Annotated in this window: 16 protein-coding genes and 1 pseudogene; 4 read left to right on the top strand and 13 right to left on the bottom strand. The window is 64.6% G+C overall.

Features of this window, described 5'->3' with window-relative positions; all coding sequences use genetic code 11:
• Positions 1–240: 240 nt before the first annotated feature.
• The 5 genes from CAG22_RS15355 to CAG22_RS15330 form a co-directional block, all read right to left on the bottom strand.
• Positions 241–1,389, bottom strand: coding sequence for a M14-type cytosolic carboxypeptidase (locus CAG22_RS15355; protein WP_085705716.1), 1,149 nt, complete (start codon positions 1,387–1,389; stop codon positions 241–243).
• Positions 1,390–1,496: 107 nt separating this feature from the next.
• Positions 1,497–2,270 (bottom strand): helix-turn-helix domain-containing protein, encoded by a 774-nt coding sequence (locus CAG22_RS15350; RefSeq protein ID WP_025338469.1) that lies wholly within the window; start codon positions 2,268–2,270, stop codon positions 1,497–1,499.
• A gap of 36 nt (positions 2,271–2,306) precedes the next feature.
• A complete protein-coding gene (locus CAG22_RS15345) occupies positions 2,307–3,539 on the bottom strand; it encodes an MFS transporter (protein WP_085705715.1) in 1,233 nt (410 codons plus the stop codon).
• A 257-nt stretch (positions 3,540–3,796) separates the two neighbouring features.
• The gene (locus CAG22_RS15335; RefSeq protein ID WP_038408308.1) at positions 3,797–4,006 is read right to left on the bottom strand and encodes a hypothetical protein; all 210 of its coding nucleotides are present in this window, start codon (positions 4,004–4,006) and stop codon (positions 3,797–3,799) included.
• Positions 4,007–4,019: 13 nt separating this feature from the next.
• The gene (locus CAG22_RS15330) at positions 4,020–4,802 is read right to left on the bottom strand and encodes a VacJ family lipoprotein (RefSeq protein WP_085692129.1); all 783 of its coding nucleotides are present in this window, start codon (positions 4,800–4,802) and stop codon (positions 4,020–4,022) included.
• A 168-nt stretch (positions 4,803–4,970) separates the two neighbouring features.
• On the opposite strand from CAG22_RS15330, the gene CAG22_RS15325 reads away from it, so the two are divergent.
• Complete coding sequence (locus CAG22_RS15325; protein WP_085705714.1) at positions 4,971–5,681, top strand: response regulator; 711 nt, start codon at positions 4,971–4,973, stop codon at positions 5,679–5,681.
• Positions 5,678–7,033, top strand: a complete 1,356-nt coding sequence (locus CAG22_RS15320; protein ID WP_085592955.1) for an ATP-binding protein — start codon at positions 5,678–5,680, stop codon at positions 7,031–7,033. The genes CAG22_RS15325 and CAG22_RS15320 overlap by 4 nt, the downstream gene beginning before the upstream one ends.
• Here the strand turns inward: CAG22_RS15320 and CAG22_RS27770 are convergent.
• The 6 genes and pseudogenes from CAG22_RS27770 to CAG22_RS15290 all read right to left on the bottom strand — a co-directional run.
• Positions 7,034–7,171: pseudogene (locus CAG22_RS27770) on the bottom strand (DUF1348 family protein); the annotation flags it as partial.
• Between the two features lie 206 nt (positions 7,172–7,377).
• Entirely contained in the window at positions 7,378–8,553 is a 1,176-nt protein-coding gene (locus tag CAG22_RS15310; protein WP_085705712.1) for an MFS transporter, read from the bottom strand.
• Between the two features lie 14 nt (positions 8,554–8,567).
• Positions 8,568–9,521 carry a TIGR03571 family LLM class oxidoreductase gene (locus CAG22_RS15305; protein ID WP_085692126.1) on the bottom strand — a complete coding sequence of 318 codons (954 nt, stop codon included), beginning with the start codon at positions 9,519–9,521 and terminating at the stop codon, positions 8,568–8,570.
• Between the two features lie 4 nt (positions 9,522–9,525).
• On the bottom strand, positions 9,526–10,329 hold the full coding sequence (dkgB, locus tag CAG22_RS15300; protein WP_085617581.1) for a 2,5-didehydrogluconate reductase DkgB: 804 nt from the start codon (positions 10,327–10,329) through the stop codon (positions 9,526–9,528).
• A 354-nt stretch (positions 10,330–10,683) separates the two neighbouring features.
• The gene (locus CAG22_RS15295) at positions 10,684–11,178 is read right to left on the bottom strand and encodes a DUF934 domain-containing protein (RefSeq protein WP_025338480.1); all 495 of its coding nucleotides are present in this window, start codon (positions 11,176–11,178) and stop codon (positions 10,684–10,686) included.
• Positions 11,162–12,814 carry a nitrite/sulfite reductase gene (locus CAG22_RS15290; protein ID WP_025338481.1) on the bottom strand — a complete coding sequence of 551 codons (1,653 nt, stop codon included), beginning with the start codon at positions 12,812–12,814 and terminating at the stop codon, positions 11,162–11,164. The genes CAG22_RS15295 and CAG22_RS15290 overlap by 17 nt, the downstream gene beginning before the upstream one ends.
• Before the next feature lie 212 nt (positions 12,815–13,026).
• On the opposite strand from CAG22_RS15290, the gene CAG22_RS15285 reads away from it, so the two are divergent.
• Positions 13,027–14,103: an ABC transporter substrate-binding protein gene (locus CAG22_RS15285; protein ID WP_085705711.1), complete on the top strand. Its 1,077-nt coding sequence runs from the start codon at positions 13,027–13,029 to the stop codon at positions 14,101–14,103.
• A 263-nt stretch (positions 14,104–14,366) separates the two neighbouring features.
• On the opposite strand, the gene CAG22_RS15280 is transcribed toward CAG22_RS15285, so the two are convergent.
• Positions 14,367–14,582 carry a DUF2970 domain-containing protein gene (locus CAG22_RS15280; RefSeq protein ID WP_003256398.1) on the bottom strand — a complete coding sequence of 72 codons (216 nt, stop codon included), beginning with the start codon at positions 14,580–14,582 and terminating at the stop codon, positions 14,367–14,369.
• A 171-nt stretch (positions 14,583–14,753) separates the two neighbouring features.
• The gene (gene metH, locus CAG22_RS15275; protein WP_085592205.1) at positions 14,754–18,461 is read right to left on the bottom strand and encodes a methionine synthase; all 3,708 of its coding nucleotides are present in this window, start codon (positions 18,459–18,461) and stop codon (positions 14,754–14,756) included.
• 183 nt (positions 18,462–18,644) lie between these two features.
• Between metH and CAG22_RS15265 the strand changes: the two genes are divergently transcribed.
• Complete coding sequence (locus CAG22_RS15265) at positions 18,645–20,945, top strand: fatty acid cis/trans isomerase (RefSeq protein ID WP_085705710.1); 2,301 nt, start codon at positions 18,645–18,647, stop codon at positions 20,943–20,945.
• Positions 20,946–21,130 lie beyond the last annotated feature (185 nt).

The following is a 21,130-nucleotide window of genomic DNA, read 5'->3' as shown; positions in this document are numbered from 1 at the left end:
TTTAGCCGCGAAGAATCCAACGCGGTGCATGGCACCGGCTACGCCGGTGTTCGCGGCTAAAGCCGCTCCCACCTCGACCGCATCGGCCTCGAGCCAGGCGCTATCCCTGTGGGAGCTGGCTTGCCGGCGATGAGGCCAGTACAGGCAGCACAAGACAGTTGCTCCCACAGGGCCCCTGCTAATTCCATGAGTCATGTGCAGTCCTGTGAGAGCCGGCTTGTCGGCGATGGGCCGTTTCAGTCAGCGCAAATCGCCAACCATCTTCGCCAATGTCTCCAGCACCGCCCCGGCCAACGCCTTCGAGCGCGCCCCCGACCACCCGGTGACGGCATTCGGAGCGTCGTCATGGTCCTTGAAGGGCATTTCCAGGGTCAGTGACAGGCAGTCATGCGCCATCCCCACCGCATTGCAGGCCAGCGTCGTGTTGGCTTGCCCCGGTTCGTCGCGGGTGTAGCCATGCACGGTCTGGAAGTCGCGGGTCAGGCTGCACAGGGTGCTGCGGAACTGCTCTTCCAGCTTGGCCAGACGCGGCGTGTAGCCGGGGTTGCCCTCGCAGGCCGCGGTGAACACATGGGGAATCTCCTCGTCGCCATGTACGTCGATGAACGCATCCACGCCGTATTGCTTCATCTGCGCCTGGGCGAAGAACACCTCGGGGCTGAGCTCGACGCTGGCGTCCTGCCAGGCACGGTTGAGGTCCTTGCCCTTGAAGTTGGTGCGCAGGTGGCCGAGGAAGGCGCCGTCGGGGTTCATGTTGGGGATCAGGTACAGGTCGGCCTTGGCCAGCAACTGCCGGATCACCGCGTCGTTGGCCTGCAGGCGGTCGATCACGCCTTCCATGAACCATTCGGCCATGTGTTCGCCCGGGTGTTGCTGGGCAATCAGCCACAGCTTGCGCTTGCCTGCGGCGCCATCGCCGGCACGCAGCAGGGGAATGTCGCGGCCCTGTACGCTGCGGCCACTGGCGAGCAATTCGACCCCCGGCAGTTGCCGTGCACGCTCGATCAGCTGGTTGTGGCGCGCGCGCGGGTAGGGCTCGAAGTAGGCGAACCAGATGTGCGGCTGTTCGGCCTTTACCTCGAACGACAGCGCCGTGCCGTCGAACTGGCTGGGGACGCGAAACCAGGTTTGCTGGTCGTAGGAGGCCACGGCGTTGTAGCCGCTCCAGGCGTTCTTGTAGGAGGAACCGGAGGCGTTGTCGAGGCTGAAGCGATGGACCTGGCCCGGCGTCAGCCCGCTGACCTTGAAGTGGAACCACTGGTAGTGGCCGCTGTGGGTGTCCGGGCGGATGGCCAGGTGCACCCGGGCCGGGTTACTGGCATCCAGCACCTGGATGTTGCCGGAGTCGAAATCGCAGTCGATCTGCAGGGGGGACAGCGTCACGGTCATGTACCGGGCTCCTTCTGGGGCTTTGTTGTGAGGGTACTGTACACGGCTTGACAGGGTTGCTGTGCGAGATCAGCAACGCGTGGGCGATATCATACGTTTCCTACAGGCTATTTGAAGAACTGACTCGGCGTGATACCGAACTGGCGCTTGAACATGCTGGCGAAGGCACTTGGGCTGTCATACCCCAGCGTCCCCGCCACATCGATGATCCGCTCGCCCAGGGCAATCCGCTCCAGTGCCTGCATCAGCCGCGCCTGCTGGCGCCACTGGCCGAAGGTCATGCCGGTTTCCTTGCGGAACAGGCGCTGGATGGTCTTTTCGTCCACCCCCAGCTGCTGGCCCCAGTCGGCCACGGTGGCGTTATCGTCAGGCCGCTCGTGCAGCGCGGCGCAGATTGCCTGCAGGCGCTTGTCGCCGGGCTGCGACAGCTTCAGCGGCAAGGTCGGCAGCACGCAGATCTCGTCGAGGATCAGGCGCATCACCCGGGCTTCACGCGAGTCCTCGGCAAACGGCGCGGTAAAACCTACGGAGGCCTTGATCAGTTCGCTGAGCAACGGCGAGATGCTGATAGCCTTGCTCTGCACGGGCAACTGCACCGCCGCGTCGGTGCGCACGAACACACTGCGCATCTTCACATCGCCCACGCAGCGGATCGCGTGCACCTGGCCGCAGGGCATCCATACGCCGCGGCTGGGTGGCACGGTCCAGCGTTCGTTACCGGACTCGACGATCATCAGGCCTTTGATGGCATAGATCAGTTGGTGCTTGGCATGGCTGTGGGGCTCGATGAACCAGTCGGTCGGGTAGTCCGTCGCACGGCTGCCCACCTCCCAGCTCCACTCATCCACCTCCACCAGCAATTCGTGCTGCGGCTTCAGCATTTCGACCTCTTGTACGGGCAGCCTGGCACGCCCACTTTAACAGCAGCGGCTGGGGCGGGCTTGCGAGCGGGTTGCCGGCAGCAGCGCGGTGGCCAACCCCAGCAGCGGCAGGAGCGAGATGACCTGGTACACCCACTCGATGCCATGCCGGTCGGCCAGTTCGCCAAGCCCGGCGGCGCCGATGCCGCTGATACCGAACATCAACCCGAACATCACCCCCGACACCATGCCGACCCGGCCCGGCACGGCCTCCTGGGCATACACCACCAGGGCGGCGAAGGCCGAGGACATCACCAGGCCGATGGCCACCGCCAGTACCGCCGTCCAGGCCAGGTTGGCGTAGGGCAGGGCGAGGGCGAAGGGCGCCACGCCGAGGAACGAGACCCAGATCACCGCCTTGCGCCCGATACGATCACCCACCGGGCCACCGGCGAAGGTGCCCAGGGCCACGGCCGCGAGGAACACGAACAGGTACAGCTGGCTGTGCTGCACGCTCAGGCCGAAATGCTCGATCAGGTAGAAGGTGAAGTAGTTGGTGAACGAGGCGATGTAGACGAACTTGGCGAACATCAGCACGGCGATAACCGCCACGGCGCGCCACATGGCGCCACGCGACAGGCCGGGGGCCTGCTGGCCGGCGAAGGACTTGAGCCGGGTCTGGCCGTGGCGTACGGTCCAGCCGGACACCCGCAGCAGCACGAATACCGCCAGCGCGGCCGCCAGCATGAACCAGGCAATGGCCGGTTGGCCGTGCGGAATGACGATGGCAGCGGTCAGCAGCGGGCCGAGGGCCGAGCCGGTGTTGCCTCCGACCTGGAAGGTCGACTGCGCGGTGCCGAAGCGCCCACCGGAGGCCATCCTGGCCACTCGCGAGGCTTCGGGGTGGAAGGTCGCCGAGCCCACGCCGACCACCGCGGCGGCCACCAGCAGCATTTCATAGCTGCTGGCGAAGGCGAGCAGGGCGATGCCCACCAGCGTCACCAGCATGCCGGCCGGCAGCAGGTAGGGTTGCGGGTGCTTGTCGGTGTACAGGCCGACCCAGGGTTGCAGCAGGGACGCGGTCACCTGGTAGATCAGGGCGATCCAGCCGATCTGGGCAAAGCTCAGCGCGAAATCGCTCTTGAGCATCGGGTAGATGGATGGCAGCACGGCCTGGATCAGGTCGTTGAGCAGATGGGCGAATGCGGCAGCGCCGACGATGCGGACCAGAAAGCCCTGGGGTTGGTCGGCAGGTGTGGTGGCGGCCATGGAGGCGGTGGAGGTCGTCATGGGCGATCTTCTTCTGGCGAAAGGGAACAAGGCATTTGCCGAAGAAGGGTAGCCAGTGCCCGGTTTGCCTGTCTCACGCCGAACAGGCAGCCACTGTCGCGTTTCGGACATATCCATCGAGGCTGCGGCTTTATTGGGGCTGCTTTGCAGCCCTTCGCGGGCACGCCCGCTCCCACCGGAACCGCGTACTTCCTGAGCTCAGCGCGACACCTGTGGGAGCGGGCGTGCCCGCGAAGGGCCGCAAAGCGGCCCCAATTTCACTGACCCTGCCGCGCCACCCAGCGCAGCAATGCTGCAATCGGTACGCTGCGGTGAGCCTCGTGCCGGTAGGGCTTGCCTTCGGCGGTAAAGCGTTCGCGATAGCGGCTCAGCACCAGGCTCCGGCCATCGGCCGAAACCCGGGCCTCCAGTTCATGCAGCAAAAGCGGTTGCCGGGCAGCGCCTTCCAGGCGCCTGAACAGCAGCATGGCGGCTTGGGCATCATTCTTCACGGGCACCCCCTGCACAATCCACTGGCCACTCCCCCGGCTCGCCGGCCTTGCCTTCTGCCACCCGGTTGCTGCGCCGCTGCGCGGTATAGTCACGCAGCGCAAGGTAGTAGTCAGGCCAGGTGCGCAGCAGGTCGGTCAATGGCAGTGCTTCGGCCCGTGCATCGACGATGCCGCCGGCCGTGGCTACGTTGCCCATGGTTTCGACGGTATCGCTGTTGCCGCCAAACGGGTCCAGTGCCAGGCCCAGCAGCGTGCCGCTGGCATCGCGCAGGTTGTGGGTGCCCAGCAGCGGCAGCTCGACGATGGGGCCTGCGGCGATGTTCCACACCCCGAAGGTCTGGCCAAAGTCCGAGCGATGCTGGCTTAGCCCCATCTTGCCAGACACGTCGACCAGCCCCGCCACACCCAGGGTGGTGTTGAAGATGAAGCGGCTGAGGCTGGTCATCGCCCGTTCGCCATTGCCCTGCAGCAGGTCGTTGACGAACACCTTGGGCTCACCGAAGTTGCTGGCAAAGTTGTGCATGCCCTGTTGGGCAAAACCGGGCAGCGCGGTGTAGCCCCGGGCGACGGGGGCCAGCAGATAGTCATCGACCGTGCGGTTGAAGGCGAAAACGGCGCGGTTGGCGGGCTCGGCCGGGTCACTGACCTGATAGGCGACATTGCCGCAGGCCGCCGTGGCCGGTGCACGTTGGCTGCAGCCTCCCGCCGCAAGCAGCGACAAGGCCAGCGCGGCTGAGCGCGCTGAGCGGGAGGCGGATGATGAACGGGACATAGATACATTCCTGGCAAGAACTGGCGGCGATGCTGCGCAGTTTTCTTTGCCTGGGAATGTCCGGATTGTCTCGGCGTCGACACTTTGTTTCCGGGTTGAAATATATGACGGCTGCGTGGGGATGGCCTTAAAGTACGGCTTGGTAACCTTGTTTTGCGGTGCTTTTTTGTGAGCCATTTGCTGATAGTCGACGATGATGTCGAGGTGCTCGACCTGCTGCAGAAATTTCTCTGCCAGCATGGCTACGAGGTTGATGTGGCCAAGGATGGCAAGGCGCTGTGGCAGGCCGTCGAGCGGCGGGTGCCGGACCTGGTCATTCTGGATGTGATGCTGCCTGGCGACAGTGGCCTGGTGCTGTGCCAGCGCCTGCTGGCCGAGCACAAGGTGGCAGTGATCATGCTCACCGCCATGGGCGAGTTGAGTGACCGGGTGGTTGGCCTGGAGCTGGGGGCAGACGACTACCTGACCAAACCGTTCGCCGCCCGTGAACTGCTGGCCCGGGTGAGGGCAGTGCTGCGCCGTGCCGGTGAAACGGCCGGTGGCACGGCGGGCCATGCCTGCGCGACCTTGGAGTTTGCCGGCTGGCGGCTGGATGTGGTGCGGCGCGAGCTGCGTTCGCCGGACAACGTCATGATCCCCTTGTCCAACGGTGAGTTCGAGTTGCTGCTGGTGTTCGCCGAGCATCCGCGGCGGGTGCTCAGCCGCCAGCAGTTGCTGGACATGGCTCGTGGCGATGCCTACGACGCCTATGACCGCAGCATCGACGTCCAGGTGAGCCGGCTGCGCCGCAAGCTTGAAACCGACAACGGCAACGAGCCCTTGATCCGTACCCTGCGCAACGCCGGTTATCTGTTCACGCCCACGGTCGCGAAGCGATGAAGCTGCTGGCCAGGGTTCGCCAGGCCCTGCCACGGCCCAGGATCACCATTGCCCGCTGGATCGCACTGACCACCCTGACGGCGATGCTGTTCCTGCTGCTGCTCAAGGGGCTGTTCAGCCTGTTGCTGAGCGTCTGGGCGCAGCCACCGCTGCTGGAGAGCGGGGTGATCGAGAAGGTTGCAGCGGTCACCCGCATCCTCGATGCCGCGCCCATGGCGCAGCGTGCCAACATCGCCAGTGCGGCGGGCGACGGCTCATATTCCGTGCGCTGGCTGCGCCGCCATGACGAAGCGGGCGTGCCGGTGCTGGTCGATGCCGAGTTCAGCGAGGGCACGCCTATCCTGCGCGCACTGCTAAAGCGCCCGGATGCCAGGGTGGAGGCTTTCGAACCGTCCGACATGCCGGAGTACGCACCTGAACGTGGCTATGCGCTGATGATCGAGCTGAGCGACAAGTCCTGGGTGCTGTTCCGTGCCACCAGCCGTAGCTGGGGCCTGGATGAACTGCCGCGCAACCTGATCATCCTCGGCCTGATGCTGGTTTCCAGCCTTGCCGTCGCGCTGCTGGCCACGCGTTACCTGGCCAAGCCGCTGGAACGCTTTGCCGAAGGTGCGCGGCGTTTTGGCAAGGACTTCAACGCCCCGCCCATTCCGGTGGTCGGCCCGCACGACCTGCGCCAGGCCATTCTTGCGTTCAATGCCACCCAGGCGCAGCTCAAGCATTTTCTCAACGACCGTACCCAGATGCTTGCGGCCATTTCCCATGACTTGCGTGCACCGCTGACCCGTATGCGCTTGCGCGCCGAGTTCATCGACGATGCCCAGCTACAGGCCAAGTTGTTCAAGGACGTCGACGAGATGCAGGCGATGGTCGATGCGGCGTTGGAGTTCTTCCGTGATGACGCACGGCTGGAACAGACGACCGTATTCGACCTGGGCGAGTTGCTGCTGACCGTGGTGGACGACTTCAAGGACGCGGGGGTCGAGGTCGGCCTCAGCGGGCCGCGCCGCTGTGTGTACACGGGGCGGCCCGTGGGTATCAAGCGCGTGCTGGTCAACTTGATCGACAATGCAGCGAAATACGGCTGTGAGCCAACGGTGGTGCTGGCGGTAAGCGCCAGGCAGATCGAGATTACCGTGCTGGATCGCGGGCCGGGCATCGCGCCGGAGCTGCATGAGCAGGTATTCGCGCCGTTCTACCGTATCGAAGGTTCACGCAACCGCAATACCGGTGGCGTTGGCTTGGGCCTGCCCGCAGCACGGGCCATCGTGCTTGAGCAGGGGGGCAGCGTGACCCTGGGCAACCGCCCGGGTGGCGGGCTGGAAGTCAGGGTCATGCTGCCGCAGGGCTGATCAGAGCCCCAGTTCGCTGAGCCCGGGGTGATCATCCGGGCGCCGGCCCAACGGCCAGCGGAACTTGCGCTCGGCTTCGCTGATAGGGTGCTCGTTGATGCTCGAATGACGGTTCTGCATCAGCCCGTCCTCGGCAAAATTGCAGTGCGTGGAACAATTGAGACCGGTCGAGATGGGGCAACTGTCTTGCTCAAATCTGAAAGCTTGCGCAATCCCTGTGGGAGCGGCCTTGTGTCGCGAAAGGGCCGCAACGCGGCCCCGGGATTTCAGCTGTGATGCATAGGTTGCCGGGGCTGCGATGCAGCCCTTTCGCGACACAAGGCCGCTCCCACAGGAGGGGGGCTCTAGCAGGCTGCGTCGGCTGCGGTTTTCCCGGCAGCCTTGCTACGCCCGCCCAGCCACACCAACAGCAGCCCGGCAGCCGCCAGCACGCCACCTGCCATCGGCACTGCCGCATAGCCCAGGTCCAGGCTGATCACCGCACCACCCAGCGCCGCGCCCACGGCATTGCCAAGGTTGAACGCGCCGACGTTGATCGACGAGGCCAGCCCCGGTGCTTCGATGGCGGCGATCATCACCCGCATCTGCAGCGGCGGTACCACGGCAAAGGTGAACATGCCCCACACCAGCAAGGCGATGGCGGCGCCGATGTGGCTGCCCAGCACCAGCGGCATCAGTAGCATGATCACCGCCAGTGCCGCGAGGAAGATCCGCGCCGCCCCATCCAGCGACCAGTCGGCCAGTCGGCCACCCAGGCTGTTGCCCAGGGTGAAGCCCACACCGATCAGCACCAGGCCGAGGGTGACGAAACTGTCCGAGGCGCCGGTCAGTTCGGCCAGTACCGGTGCCACGTAGGTGTACAAGGTGAACATGGCGCCGGCACCGAGCACGGTGGTGGCCATTGCCAGCAGCACACTGGGGCGGGCGATGACCGCCAGCTCCTTGCGCACGTGCGGCACGCTGCCGCGTTCACCCTTGGGCAGGGCATACCACAGCGCGGCCATGGCCAGCAGGCCCAGCACGGCGGTACCGGCAAAGGCCATGCGCCAGCCAACCTGCTGGCCGATCCAGGTGGCGGCCGGCACGCCGCCGATGTTGGCGATGGTCAGGCCCATGAACATGGTGGCCACGGCACTGGCCTGTTTCTCCTTGGGCACCACGCTGGCAGCCACTACCGCGCCAAGGCCGAAGAACGCGCCGTGGTTGAGGCTGGTGACCAGGCGCGAGGCGAGCAGGGTGTAGTAGTCCGGTGACAGCGACGACAGCAGGTTGCCGAGGGTGAAGATGGCCATCAGCGCCATCAGCGCGGCGCGCTTGCCGAAACGGCTGAACAGCAGGGTCATGATCGGCGCACCGACCATCACACCGATGGCATAGGCGGTAATCAACATGCCAGCGCTGGGGATGCTGACATCGACACCTTGGGCGATCACCGGCAGCAGGCCCATCGGGGTGAACTCGGTGGTGCCGATGCCGAAGGCGCCGATGGCCAGGGCAAACAGGACGCGCCCGGCTTTCATTGCGCGTGTTCCTGTCATGGTGTGGCCTCCGTCAGTTGGGCTTTTGTCTCATGGAATTGTGGCAATACGTATTCGGCGATTTCGCGCAGGGTTTCGTCCAGCGGCCGCACGTTACGCCGCAGGTGCAGGCCGATATGGTCGACGCCCGCCGCACGCAGGGCGCCGAGCTCGGCCGCCAGCGCCTTGCGGCCGCCGCGGAAACCGAAGCGCCAGCGTTGCAGCGGTTCGTCGGGGTTGTCCGCCAGGTCCAGGTGGATGAAGCTGCTGTAGGGCTTGTTACCCGCCACCGCGCGCCAGGCGGCGACCCGCTGCCGGTGGTCGTCCGCTGTGCCGGGGTAGGCCAGGCAGCCGTCCAGGTTGCTGCCGATCCATGCCGGGCTCTGCTGGGCCAGGCCGGCTACCAGCAACGGTAGCGGCGAAGCGGTGCTGGGTAGCACGGCCATCCCTTCGGGCAGGTGGCCGTTGGCACCATCACGCAGCAGCGCGACCTGTTCGCGGAAGGTGTTGCCACGCCCCTCGAAATCCCGACCGAACAGTGGGTACTCCACCGGCCGGTCACCACTGGCCACGCCCAGCAGCAGGCGGTTGCCACTGAGGCGCTGCACGCTGTTGGCCGATTTCAGGGTCAGCAGCGGTTCGCGAATCGGCAGTACCACGGCAGCCGTGCCAAGCAGGATGTCGCGGGTTACCCCGGCCAGATAGCCGAGGTAGGCAAACACCTCGAACACCTGGGCGGCGTCGCCGAACGACGGGTCGTACAGCGGCACATCGCGGACCCACAGGGCGCGGTAGCCCAGGCGGTCGGCCAGTTGTGCCAGTTCTGCGTGGCGGGCCAGGTCCGGCTCGCCGAACTGGCGGCCATCGCGGCGCCGCGCCTGGTCGCCGGCGGGCGTCCAGTCGTGGTCCAGCGGTGCTTCCAGGCCGATGCTGAAGCCGCCAGCGGTCAGGCGTTCGAGGGGCGTGGTCATGGTATCAATCCCAGATTGGCGCCAGGCCGTCAGGGCTGACTTCGCGGCCATTGCGCTCGAGCTTGGCGATGCGTGCCATGTCGTCGGCGTCCAGCTTCAGGTCACGGGCGAGCAGGTTGCTGGCCAGGTTTTCGCGCTTGGTCGACGACGGGATCACCGCGTAGCCCAGCTGCAGGGCCCAGGCCAGGGCAACCTGGGCGACGGTGGCCTTGTGCTTGGCGGCGATGTCGGCCAGAACCGGGTCCTTCAGCACCTTGCCGTAGGCCAGGGTCATGTACGAAGTGACGGTGATGCCTTGCTCCTTGAGGAACGCAGTCAGCTTGCTGTTCTGCAGGTACGGGCTGAGTTCGATCTGGTTGGTGGCGATTTCGCCTTTGCCGACCACTTCGATGGCCTGGCGGGTCAGTTCGATGTTGAAGTTGGACACACCGATCTGGCGGGTCAGGCCCAGCTTCTTGGCTTCGGCCAGGGCGCTCATGTACTCGCGCAGCTCAACGCCGTTGCCTGGGGCAGGCCAGTGGATCAGCAGCAGGTCGACGTAGTCGGTGCGCAGTTTCTGCAGGCTGTCGCGCAGGCTCGGGATCAGCTTGTCGGCGGCGTAGTTTTCGACCCAGATCTTGGTGGTGATGAACAGCTCGTCGCGCTTGACGCCGCTTTCGGCGATGGCCTGGCCGACGTCGGCTTCGTTCTGGTAGATCTGCGCGGTGTCGATGACCCGGTAGCCCAGTTCCAGGGCCGACTTGACCGAATCGATGACGGCCTGGCCGGTGAGGCGGAAGGTGCCGAGGCCGAAGGATGGAATGCTCATGGATCTGCTCCTGGTGAGTGAGGGGTGAGCCGAATCGAGCCTGGTCGCTTGGGTTCGATCGCTCTTCGTGTGGGGAGCAGTGTGCGGCTTTGAGGGGGATTGATTAAGGTGGGGCGGGGCCAAGGTCATTTGATTCACAGTCAAGAATCAGCGGCAAAGTCGTGACTGTGTTGCTGGAATAGCAGATTCTTCCTGTACCGGCCTCTTCGCGGGCTTGCCCGCTCCCACAGGAATGCCACAGTCCTTGAAGCCTGTGGTGTACCTGTGGGAGCGGGCAAGCCCGCGAAGAGGCCGGTACAGGAAAACGAAACGGCCCGCCATATAGGCGGGCCGTCTGGCATTGCAAGGTGACGATCAGCGGCGGCGGAACAGCGGCAGCGGCTCGTCGGTGGCGGCCTGGTAGGTCACCGAGAAGTCCTTCAGGCTTTGCAGCGCGTCTTCCGGGTCCTTGTCGGCACGGATGGCGAACGCGTCAAAACCGCAACGGGCCATGAAGAACAGCTGGTCGCGCAGCACGTCGCCAATGGCGCGCAGCTCGCCCTTGAACTTGTAGCGGTCACGCAGCAGGCGCGCATTGGAGTAGCTGCGCCCGTCGGTGAACGCCGGGAAGTTCAGTGCGATGACCTGGAAGTGCTGCACGTCCTCGCCGATTTCTTCCGCTTGCTCGTCGCTGTCCAGCCACACGCCCAGGCCGCCGTCGCGGGCCTTGAGTACGTGGGCATGGTCGCGCCACATCTGCAGCGGGACGATGTAGTCGTCGCAGTTGGTCAGCTCGTCAAAGGACGTTTCCTTGGGCAGCAGATGCCAGGTTTCGTCGACGATCTGGTTGTTCTTAATGATTCGCTGCATAGACGCGTTCCTTGAAGGGGTCGATGCCGATACGCTGGTAGGTGTCGATGAAACGCTCTTCCTCGGTACGTTGCTCGACGTACACGGCGATCAGCTTCTCGATCACATCGGCCATGTCATCCTGTGCGAAGGACGGGCCGAGGATCTTGCCCAGGCTCGCGCCACGCGCGGCATTGCCGCCCAGCGACACCTGGTAGAACTCCTCGCCCTTCTTGTCCACGCCGAGGATGCCGATGTGGCCCACGTGGTGGTGGCCGCAGGCGTTCATGCAGCCGGAGATGTTCAGGTCGATCTCGCCGATGTCGAACAGGTAGTCCAGGTCGTCGAAGCGGCGCTGGATGGATTCGGCGATCGGGATCGACTTGGCGTTGGCCAGCGAGCAGTAGTCACCACCCGGGCAGCAGATGATGTCGGTCAGCAGGCCGATGTTCGGGGTGGCGAAGCCGCTTTCGCGCAGTTCCAGCCACAGGGCGTGCAGCTGGCGCTGCTCGACGTCGGCGAGGATGATGTTCTGCTCGTGCGATGTGCGCAGGAAGCCGAAGCTGTAGCGCTCGGCCAGGTCGGCCACGGCGTCCAGCTGCTTGTCGGTCAGGTCGCCCGGGGCAACGCCGGTGGGCTTCAGCGACAGGGTCACGGCCACGTAGCCAGGGCGCTTGTGGGCGCGGGTGTTGCGCGAGCGCCAGCGGGCGAAGCCTGGGTACTCGGCGTCCTGGGCGGCGTAGTCGACGTTGTCCAGGGCCAGGTAGGCCGGGTCGACGAAGTGGCGCGATACACGCTGCACTTCGGCTTCGGTCAGCGTGGTGCTGCCGCCGCGCAGGTGGACCATTTCGGCCTCGACCTTCTCGGCGAACACTTCCGGGGTAAGGGCCTTGACCAGGATCTTGATCCGCGCCTTGTACTTGTTGTCACGGCGACCGTAACGGTTGTACACGCGCAGGATGGCGTCGAGGTAGCTGATCAGGTCCTGCCACGGCAGGAACTCGTTGATGAACGAGCCCACCACCGGGGTACGGCCCAGGCCGCCACCGACCAGCACACGGAAGCCCAGCTCGCCAGCGGCATTGCGCACCGGCTCCAGGCCGATGTCGTGCACTTCGATGGCGGCGCGGTCTTCCTGCGAGCCGTTGATGGCAATCTTGAACTTGCGCGGCAGGTAGGCGAATTCCGGGTGGAAGGTGGTCCACTGGCGGACGATTTCGCACCACGGGCGCGGGTCGACGATTTCGTCTGCGGCTACACCGGCGAACTGGTCGGTGGTGGTGTTGCGCAGGCAGTTGCCGCTGGTCTGGATCGCGTGCATCTGCACGGTGGCCAGTTCGGCGAGGATGTCCGGGATGTCTTCCAGTGCCGGCCAGTTGTACTGCACGTTCTGGCGGGTGGAGATGTGGGCGTAGCCCTTGTCGTAGTCGCGGGCGATCCTGGCCAGGGTGCGGACCTGGGTGGCGTTCAGCTGGCCGTACGGCACGGCGACGCGCAGCATCGGTGCGAAACGTTGGATGTAAAGGCCGTTCTGCAGGCGCAGAGGGCGGAATTCTTCTTCGCTCAGCTCACCGGCCAGATAGCGGCGGGTCTGATCACGGAACTGCTTGACGCGGTCCTCGATGATCCGCTGATCGTACTCGTCGTATACGTACATAAAAGTCCTGTCTCAGGCATGCAGCTATTCGCGCGCACGGCCGCGCACTCCGCTTCGGAGCCGGGGAACGATAGCAGGTTGCGTTTATGCGCTAAAGTGATGTTTTTGCATATGAAAAGAACCAAATGGACTATGTGAGACTGACTGCCATTTGTGCGTTGGGCGTGGCCTGGCGTTTATAATCCGATGTTTGCATCGCAGGGATATCACCCATGCTCAAGGCGTTGTGCCAAAGCTTGTGTCTTGCCTTGCCGCTGGCGGCAAGCGCGCAGCCGGCTTCGGTGGTTTTCCTCAACCCGGGGCTGTCCACCGAGACGTTCTGGACCAGTTATACGCGCTTCATGCAGGCCGCCGCGGACGAGCTGGGCATGACCCTGCGCGTGGAGTACAGCGAACGCCGCGCCGACCTGGCGCTGACCCAGGCCAGGGCGATCCTGGGCGGGGCGCAGCGCCCGGATTACCTGGTACTGGTCAACGAGCAGTACGTGGCGCCGGAGATCATCCGCCTGTCGCGCGGCAGCGGGGTCAAGCTGTTCCTGGTCAACAACGGCCTGACTGCCAGCCAGGCCCGCAGCATCGAGGCCCAGCCCGACAAGTATGCCGAGCTGCTGGGCACCTTGACGGCCAACGACGAGCAGGCGGGCTTCCAGATGTTGCACCAGATGGTTGCGCAATTGCCTCGTGACAGCGGGCCGGTGGACCTGCTGGCGTTTGCCGGGGTCAAGACCACCCCGGCCTCGCAACTGCGCGAGGAAGGCATGCGCCGGGCCCTGGCCGACTTCCCTCAGGTGCGCCTGCGCCAGGTGGTATATGGCGGCTGGAGCCGCCAGCGCGCTTACGAGCAGGCGCAGCAACTGCTGGAGCGCTACCCGGCCACCCGCCTGGTGTGGTCGGCCAACGACGAAATGGCCTTTGGTGCCATGCAGGCGTTCGAGGAAGCGGGGCGCAAGCCGGGGCGCGATGTGCTGTTCAGCGCCATCAACAGCTCGCCAGAGGCCCTGCACGCACGTATCGACGGGCGCCTGAGCGTGCTGATGGGCGGGCATTTCACCCTCGGCGGCTGGGCCATGGTGATGCTGCACGATGATGCCCAGGGGCTGGCGGTGAACCGTGACGGCCTGCGCGAGCATCGCGTGCCGGTGTTGCAGCCGATCGACCAGGCCAAGGCAGCCCGTTGGCTGAAACTGCTGGAACGGCCGGACTACGGCATCGATTTCCAGCATTACAGTGCCGAAGGGCGGCCGCCCGACTACCAGTACCCGTTTCTGACATCACCGATCAATTATTGAAAGACCTTGCTTGAGGGAAGGGCATTGCTCGTCTTAACTGCTGGTGGTGAAGTGCATTCCCATAACCACTACAAGAGGCAATGCAATGGGAAACTCAACCAAGGTCCGCAAAGCTGACAGCAGCGTCGATGCCTGGGCGATCCTCTGCCTGATCGTTCTGGTAGTGGTCACTGCCGTGTATTGGGTCAGCCACCAGTAGACTTGTATTCAAGACCGTGATGCAGCCAGAGCGCCTGCGGGAGGGAGTCCCGCAGGCGTTTTTGCTAGCGCGCAAGGTGCAGGGCCAACTGCACCAGGCCGATCAGCACGGCAATGAACACCAGGGTGAACAGCGTCCCCAGCGCAATGAAATGGCTGGCCTTGCCGTGTGTGAAGTCGCGGGCGCGGTTCTTGCCGCTTTGCACGCCGAAGGCGGCAGCGAGGATGCTGTGCAACATCTGCCAGAAGGTAGGGGGCTTGCCCTGGCTGGAATCGTCCATGGTGGCTCCTGAGGAAATCAGAGGCAATCAGGGACAGTGTAGGCAATGAGGCTGAGGTTGGCCTTGCCGGCCTCTTCGCGGGCTTGCCCGCTCCCACAGATACTGCGCAACCCTGAAGAGCAGTGCGGTCCCTGTGGGAGCGGGCGAGCCCGCGAAGACGCCAACGCCGATTTAGCTGTCGTAACCCAGGTTAGGCGCCAACCAGCGCTCGCTGACACTCACATCCTGGCCCTTGCGCGCGCTGTAGCGCTCGATCTGGTCCTTGTCGACCTTGCCCACGGCAAAGTACTGCGCCTGTGGGTGGGCAAAGTACCAGCCGCTGACCGCCGCCGCCGGGAACATCGCGAAGTGATCGGTGAGGAACACGCCGCTCGGCCCGGTCTCGCCGATGGCAGTGCCGTCAAGCAGGCGGAACAGGGTTTCCTTCTCGGTGTGGTCCGGGCAGGCCGGGTAGCCGGGGGCCGGGCGAATGCCGCGGTACTGCTCCTTGATCAGCGCCTCGTTGTCCAGGTGTTCGTCGCGGGCATAACCCCAGTGTTCTTTACGCACCTGCTCGTGCAACCATTCGGCACAGGCCTCGGCCAGGCGGTCGGCCAGGGCCTTGACCATGATCGAGCTGTAGTCGTCGCCCTTGTCCTGGTAGGCCTTGGCCACTTCCTCGGCACCGATGCCGGCGGTGGTGATGAAACCGCCCACGTAGTCGGTAACGCCACTGGCCTTCGGCGCGACGAAGTCGGCCAGCGACCAGTTGGGCTTGCCGTCCGGCTTGATGGTCTGCTGGCGCAGGTGGTGCAGGGTAGCCAGGGCCTGGCCGTCCTCGCCGTACACCTCGATATCGTCATCGGCCACCTGGTTGGCCGGCCAGAAGCCGAACACCGCGCGGGCGCTGATGAGCTTTTCGTCGATCAGCTTGTCGAGCATCTCGCGGGCATCCTTGTACAGCGCCGTGGCCGCCTCGCCGACCACTTCGTCGGTGAGGATGCGCGGGAACTTGCCGGCCAGGTCCCAGGAAATGAAGAACGGGGTCCAGTCGATGTACTCGGCCAAGGTGCGCAGGTCGATGTCTTCCAGCACCTTGACGCCGGTGAAGGAGGGCACCGCTGGCTGGTAGCCAGCCCAGTCGTACTGCGGCTTGGCGGCGATAGCCTGGGCATAGCTCAGGCGCTCGGTGCGGGCACTGCGGTTGGCGGTGCGCTCGCGTACTTCTTCGTATTCCTGGCGGGTCTTCTCGACGAAGCCGGCTTTCAGCTCCTTGGACAGCAACTGGGTGGCAACGCCCACCGCGCGCGAGGCGTCGGTGACGTAGACCACGGCGTCGTTGCTGTACTTGGGCTCGATCTTGACCGCGGTGTGCGCCTTGGAGGTGGTGGCGCCGCCGATCATCAGCGGCAACTGGAAGCCCTGGCGCTGCATTTCGCGGGCAACGTGGACCATCTCGTCCAGCGACGGCGTGATCAGGCCGGACAGGCCGATGATGTCGCACTTCTCGTCGCGGGCGGTTTGCAGGATCTTCTCGGCCGGCACCATCACGCCGAGGTCGACGATGTCATAGCCGTTGCAGCCCAGCACCACGCCGACGATGTTCTTGCCGATGTCGTGCACGTCGCCTTTTACCGTGGCCATCAGGATCTTGCCCTTGGCTTCCGGCTTGTCGCCTTTCTCGGCTTCGATGAACGGGATCAGGTGGGCTACCGCCTGTTTCATCACGCGGGCCGACTTGACTACTTGGGGCAGGAACATCTTGCCCGCGCCGAACAGGTCGCCGACCACGTTCATGCCATTCATCAGCGGGCCTTCGATCACTTCGATCGGGCGTGCGCACTGCTGGCGGCATTCCTCGGTGTCTTCGACGATGAACGCGGTGATGCCCTTGACCAGCGCGTGCTCCAGGCGTTTTTCCACCGGCAGCGAGCGCCACTCTTCGTTTTCCACTTCCTTGGTTGCGCCGCCGCCCTTGTAGTCGTCGGCGATGGCCAGCAGTGCGTCGGTGCCATGCGGGGTACGGTTGAGCACCACGTCCTCGACCTTTTCACGCAGGGCAGCCGGGATCTCGTCATAGATCTCCAGCTGGCCGGCGTTGACGATACCCATGGTCAGGCCGTTCTGGATCGCGTGGTACAGGAACACCGAGTGGATGGCTTCACGCACCGGGTTGTTGCCACGGAACGAGAACGACACGTTGGACACACCGCCCGAACTCAGGGCGTGCGGCAGGTGGTCGCGGATGTAGGCACAGGCCTCGATGAAATCGACGGCGTAGTTGTTGTGCTCTTCGATGCCGGTGGCGACGGCGAAGATGTTCGGGTCGAAGATGATGTCTTCCGGCGGGAAGCCCACTTCATTGACCAGGATGTCGTAGCTGCGCTGGCAGATTTCCTTCTTGCGCGCGGCAGTGTCGGCCTGGCCGACTTCGTCGAAGGCCATCACCACCACGGCAGCGCCATAGCGCTTGCACAGGCGGGCGTGGTGCTTGAACTGCTCGACGCCTTCCTTCATGGAAATGGAGTTGACGATGCCCTTGCCCTGGATGCACTTGAGGCCCGCTTCGATCACTTCCCACTTGGACGAGTCGATCATGATCGGCACGCGCGAGATGTCCGGCTCGCCGGCGATCAGGTTGAGGAAGCGGACCATGGCGGCCTGGGAGTCGAGCATCCCTTCGTCCATGTTGATGTCGATCACCTGGGCGCCGGCCTCGACCTGCTGCAGGGCGACTTCCAGGGCTTCGGTGTAGTTCTCTTCACGGATCAGCCGGGCGAACTTGGCGGAGCCGGTGATGTTGGTGCGCTCGCCGACGTTGACGAACAGCGACTGACGGTCGATGGTGAACGGCTCCAGGCCCGAAAGGCGGCAGGCCTTGGCGATTTCCGGAATCTCGCGCGGCTTGTACTTGGCCACGGCCTCGGCGATGGCCTGGATGTGGCCCGGGGTGGTGCCGCAGCAGCCGCCGATGATGTTGAGGAAGCCGCTGGCGGCGAATTCCTCGACCACCACGGCCATTTCCGCCGGGGTTTCGTCGTATTCACCAAAGGCGTTCGGCAGGCCGGCGTTGGGGTGGGCCGAGACATGGGTGTCGGCCTTGGTCGCCAGCTCTTCCAGGTAGGGGCGCAGGTCCTTGGCGCCGAGGGCGCAGTTCAGGCCCACGGAAATCGGCTTGGCGTGGCGTACCGAGTTCCAGAACGCTTCGGTGGTCTGGCCCGACAAGGTACGGCCCGAGGCGTCGGTGATGGTGCCGGAGATCATGATCGGCAGTTCGATGCCGTCTTCCTCGAACACCTGCTGCACGGCGAAGATCGCCGCCTTGGCGTTGAGGGTGTCGAAGATGGTCTCGATCAGCAGCAGGTCGGCGCCGCCCTCGATCAGGCCGCGGGTGGCCTCGATGTAGTTCGTTACCAGCTCATCGAAAGTGACGTTGCGGTAGCCGGGGTCGTTGACGTCCGGGGAAATCGAGCAGGTGCGGCTGGTAGGGCCGAGCACGCCGGCGACGAAGCGCGGCTTGTGCGGGGTTTCCAGGGTCTTGGCATCGGCCACCTGGCGGGCGATGCGCGCGCCCTCGACGTTCAGCTCGTAGACCAGCGACTCCATGCCGTAGTCGGCCTGGGAAATCTGCGTGGCGTTGAAGGTGTTGGTTTCGAGGATATCGGCGCCGGCATCCAGGTAGGCCTTTTCGATGGCGGCGATCACATCCGGGCGGCTGAGCAGCAACAGGTCGTTGTTACCCTTGACATCGCTTGGCCAATCGGCGAAACGCGTGCCACGATAGTCGTGTTCCTCGAGCCGGTAGCTTTGGATCATAGTACCCATGCCGCCGTCGAGGATCAGGATGCGCTCTTTGAGTGCGTTCTGGAGTGCTTGGAGACGAGCGCTGCGGTCGGACATAGGAACTACCTGGTCGGGCAAATTTCAGAAGGTGCAGAATCATAACAAAGCTGCGCGGTTTTTAGGCGCATCGCCCATTTGCATGAAAATGGCTCATGTTGGGCGGGCGTCGGCGAAGCAGGGCACCCAAGGACGACCAGGCAACAAATCGTGATGGCTTTCAATACCCAGGACTTTCCGCACATGGTGCATCGTATTCTTGCCGGCGTTTTCGCCCTGCTCATCAGCAGTGTGGCGTTCGGGCAAGCCCCCCAGTCGAGCCCGGCTATTTCCTACACCCGGGACATTCAACCGATCTTCACCGAGAAATGCGTGGCCTGCCACGCCTGCAACGACGCCGCCTGCCAGCTGAAGCTGGAAAGCCCCGAAGGTGCGGTGCGCGGCGCCACCAAGGTTCCGGTGTACCAGGGCGAGCGCAGCAAGCCAGTGCCCACCACGCGGCTGTTCTACGACGCCCACAGCGAGGGCGAGTGGCGCAAGAAGGGCTTCTACTCGGTGCTCGACAACCAGGGCAGCCAGGCAGCGCTGATGGCGCGCATGCTCGAGCTGGGGCACAAGACCCCGCTCACGCCCAACGCCAAGCTGCCCGAGGAAATCGTCCTGGGCCTGAACCGCAACAACATGTGCCCGTTGCCGCATGAGTTCGATGCCTATGCCGGCGCCCACCCCAAGGAAGGCATGCCGCTGGCGGTGACCGGCCTGACCGACAGGGAATACGACACCATGCGCCGCTGGCTGGCCGCCGGTGCGCCGGTCGAGTACCAGCCGATCAAGCCAAGTGCGGCCGAAGCCAAGCAGATTGCCGACTGGGAAGAGCTGCTCAACCGCCCGGGTTCCACCGAGGCGCTGGTCGGCCGCTGGCTGTACGAGCACCTGTTCCTGGCGCACATCTATTTCGTTGGTGGCGAGCAGGGCCACTTCTTCCAGTGGGTACGTTCGCGTACACCGAGCGGCCAGCCGGTCGACCTGATCGCCACGCGCCGCCCCAACGACCCGCCGGGCACCGACTTCTACTACCGGTTGATCCCGGTGCAGGGCGTGATCGTGCACAAGACGCACATCACCTACCCGATGGGGCCGCAGAAGCTCAAGCGGGTCAAGCAACTGTTCTACGCCGGCGACTGGCATGCCACCGCGCTGCCAGGCTACGGCCCGCGCCACAGGGCCAACCCGTTCGAAACCTTCGAAGCGATCCCGGCAGTGGCGCGCTACCAGTTCATGCTGGATAACGCCGAGTACTTCGTGCGCACCTTCATCCGTGGCCCGGTATGCCGTGGGCAGATTGCCACCGACGTGATCCGCGACAACTTCTGGGCGTTGTTCCAGGAGCCGGCCCACGACCGCTACATCACCGATGCCAAGTACCGTGGCGAGGCCACGCCGCTGCTGGCCATGCCTGGGCAGATCGATGACGTGGGCAGCGTGCTGAGCCTGTGGCACGCCTACCGTGACAAGCGCAACGAGTACGAGAAACTGCGCCGCGAAGCCTATGCCGACATGCCGGCTCCGGGCTGGGCGACGCTGTGGGCCGGTAACGACAACGCGTTGCTGAGCATTTTCCGCCACTTCGACAGCGCCTCGGTGACCAAGGGCCTGATCGGTGATGTGCCACTGACCGTGTGGCTGTTCGACTACCCGTTGTTCGAGCGCACCTATTACCAGCTGGCGGTCAACTTCGATGTGTTCGGCAACGTCTCGCACCAGTTGCAGACGCGCCTGTACTTCGACCTGATCCGCAACGGCGCCGAGGTCAACTTCCTGCGCCTGATGCCGGCCGACCAGCGCAAGGCGATCCTCGGCGACTGGTACCAGAACAGCGGCAAGGTGAAGATGTGGATGGATTATGAAGACATCGACACCGACACCCCGAGCGGCATCCAGCTCGACCCGCGCAACCCCAAGCGCGACTTCGGCCTGAAGCTGTTGCAGCGTACCGGCAGCCTGAATGCCGCGCCTGACCCGATCAACCGCTGCCAGGGCGCATTCTGCTCGCGACCGCAGGTGAGCGAAGAGTTCCGCAATGCCGAGCAGTCGCTCAGCCGCCTGGTGTCGCGCCCGGCTGCCGGGTTGAGGGTGATCAACCAGCTGCCCGAAGCGACCATGCTGCGCATCGAAGGGCAGGGCGGCCAGCGCCAGGTGTACAGCCTGCTGCGCAACCGCGCGCACAGCAACGTGGCGTTCCTGCTGGGCGAGGCGTACCGCTACCAGCCGGGGCTGGATACCCTGACGCTGTACCCGGGCGTGCTCAGCAGCTACCCCAACTTCATCTTCAACATCCCGACCAAGGATGTGCCGGAGTTCGTCGAGGACATGGAGTATGCGAAAGATGACCCGGCCAGGTTCGAGCGCATCGTCATGCGTTGGGGTGTGCGTCGCAGTCACCCAGAGTTCTGGCGCTACTTCCATGACCTGAACAGCTTCATCAAGGAGACCGAACCGGTCGAGGCGGGCGTGCTGGACATGAACCGCTACGAGAACCTCTGATCGGTTGGGCTGACCTTTCCGATTACCCTGTGGTCGGACTTGCTGGGTGGTCCGGGGGCTGCTTTGCAGCCCAATCGCCGGCAAGCCAGCTCCCACAGGGGCCGCACATGCCTGAAGGCTGCGCAGTACTTGTGGGAGCTGGCTTGCCGGCGATGGAGCGCAACGCGCTCCCAAAGGCCTCAATG

Origin of the sequence: Pseudomonas sp. B8(2017) (genome assembly GCF_002113575.1) — a bacterium.
Classification (GTDB): Bacteria; Pseudomonadota; Gammaproteobacteria; order Pseudomonadales; family Pseudomonadaceae; genus Aquipseudomonas; species Aquipseudomonas putida_Z.
Note: the sequence above shows the minus strand (reverse complement) of the source record. Positions and strands in the feature narration are given on the sequence as shown.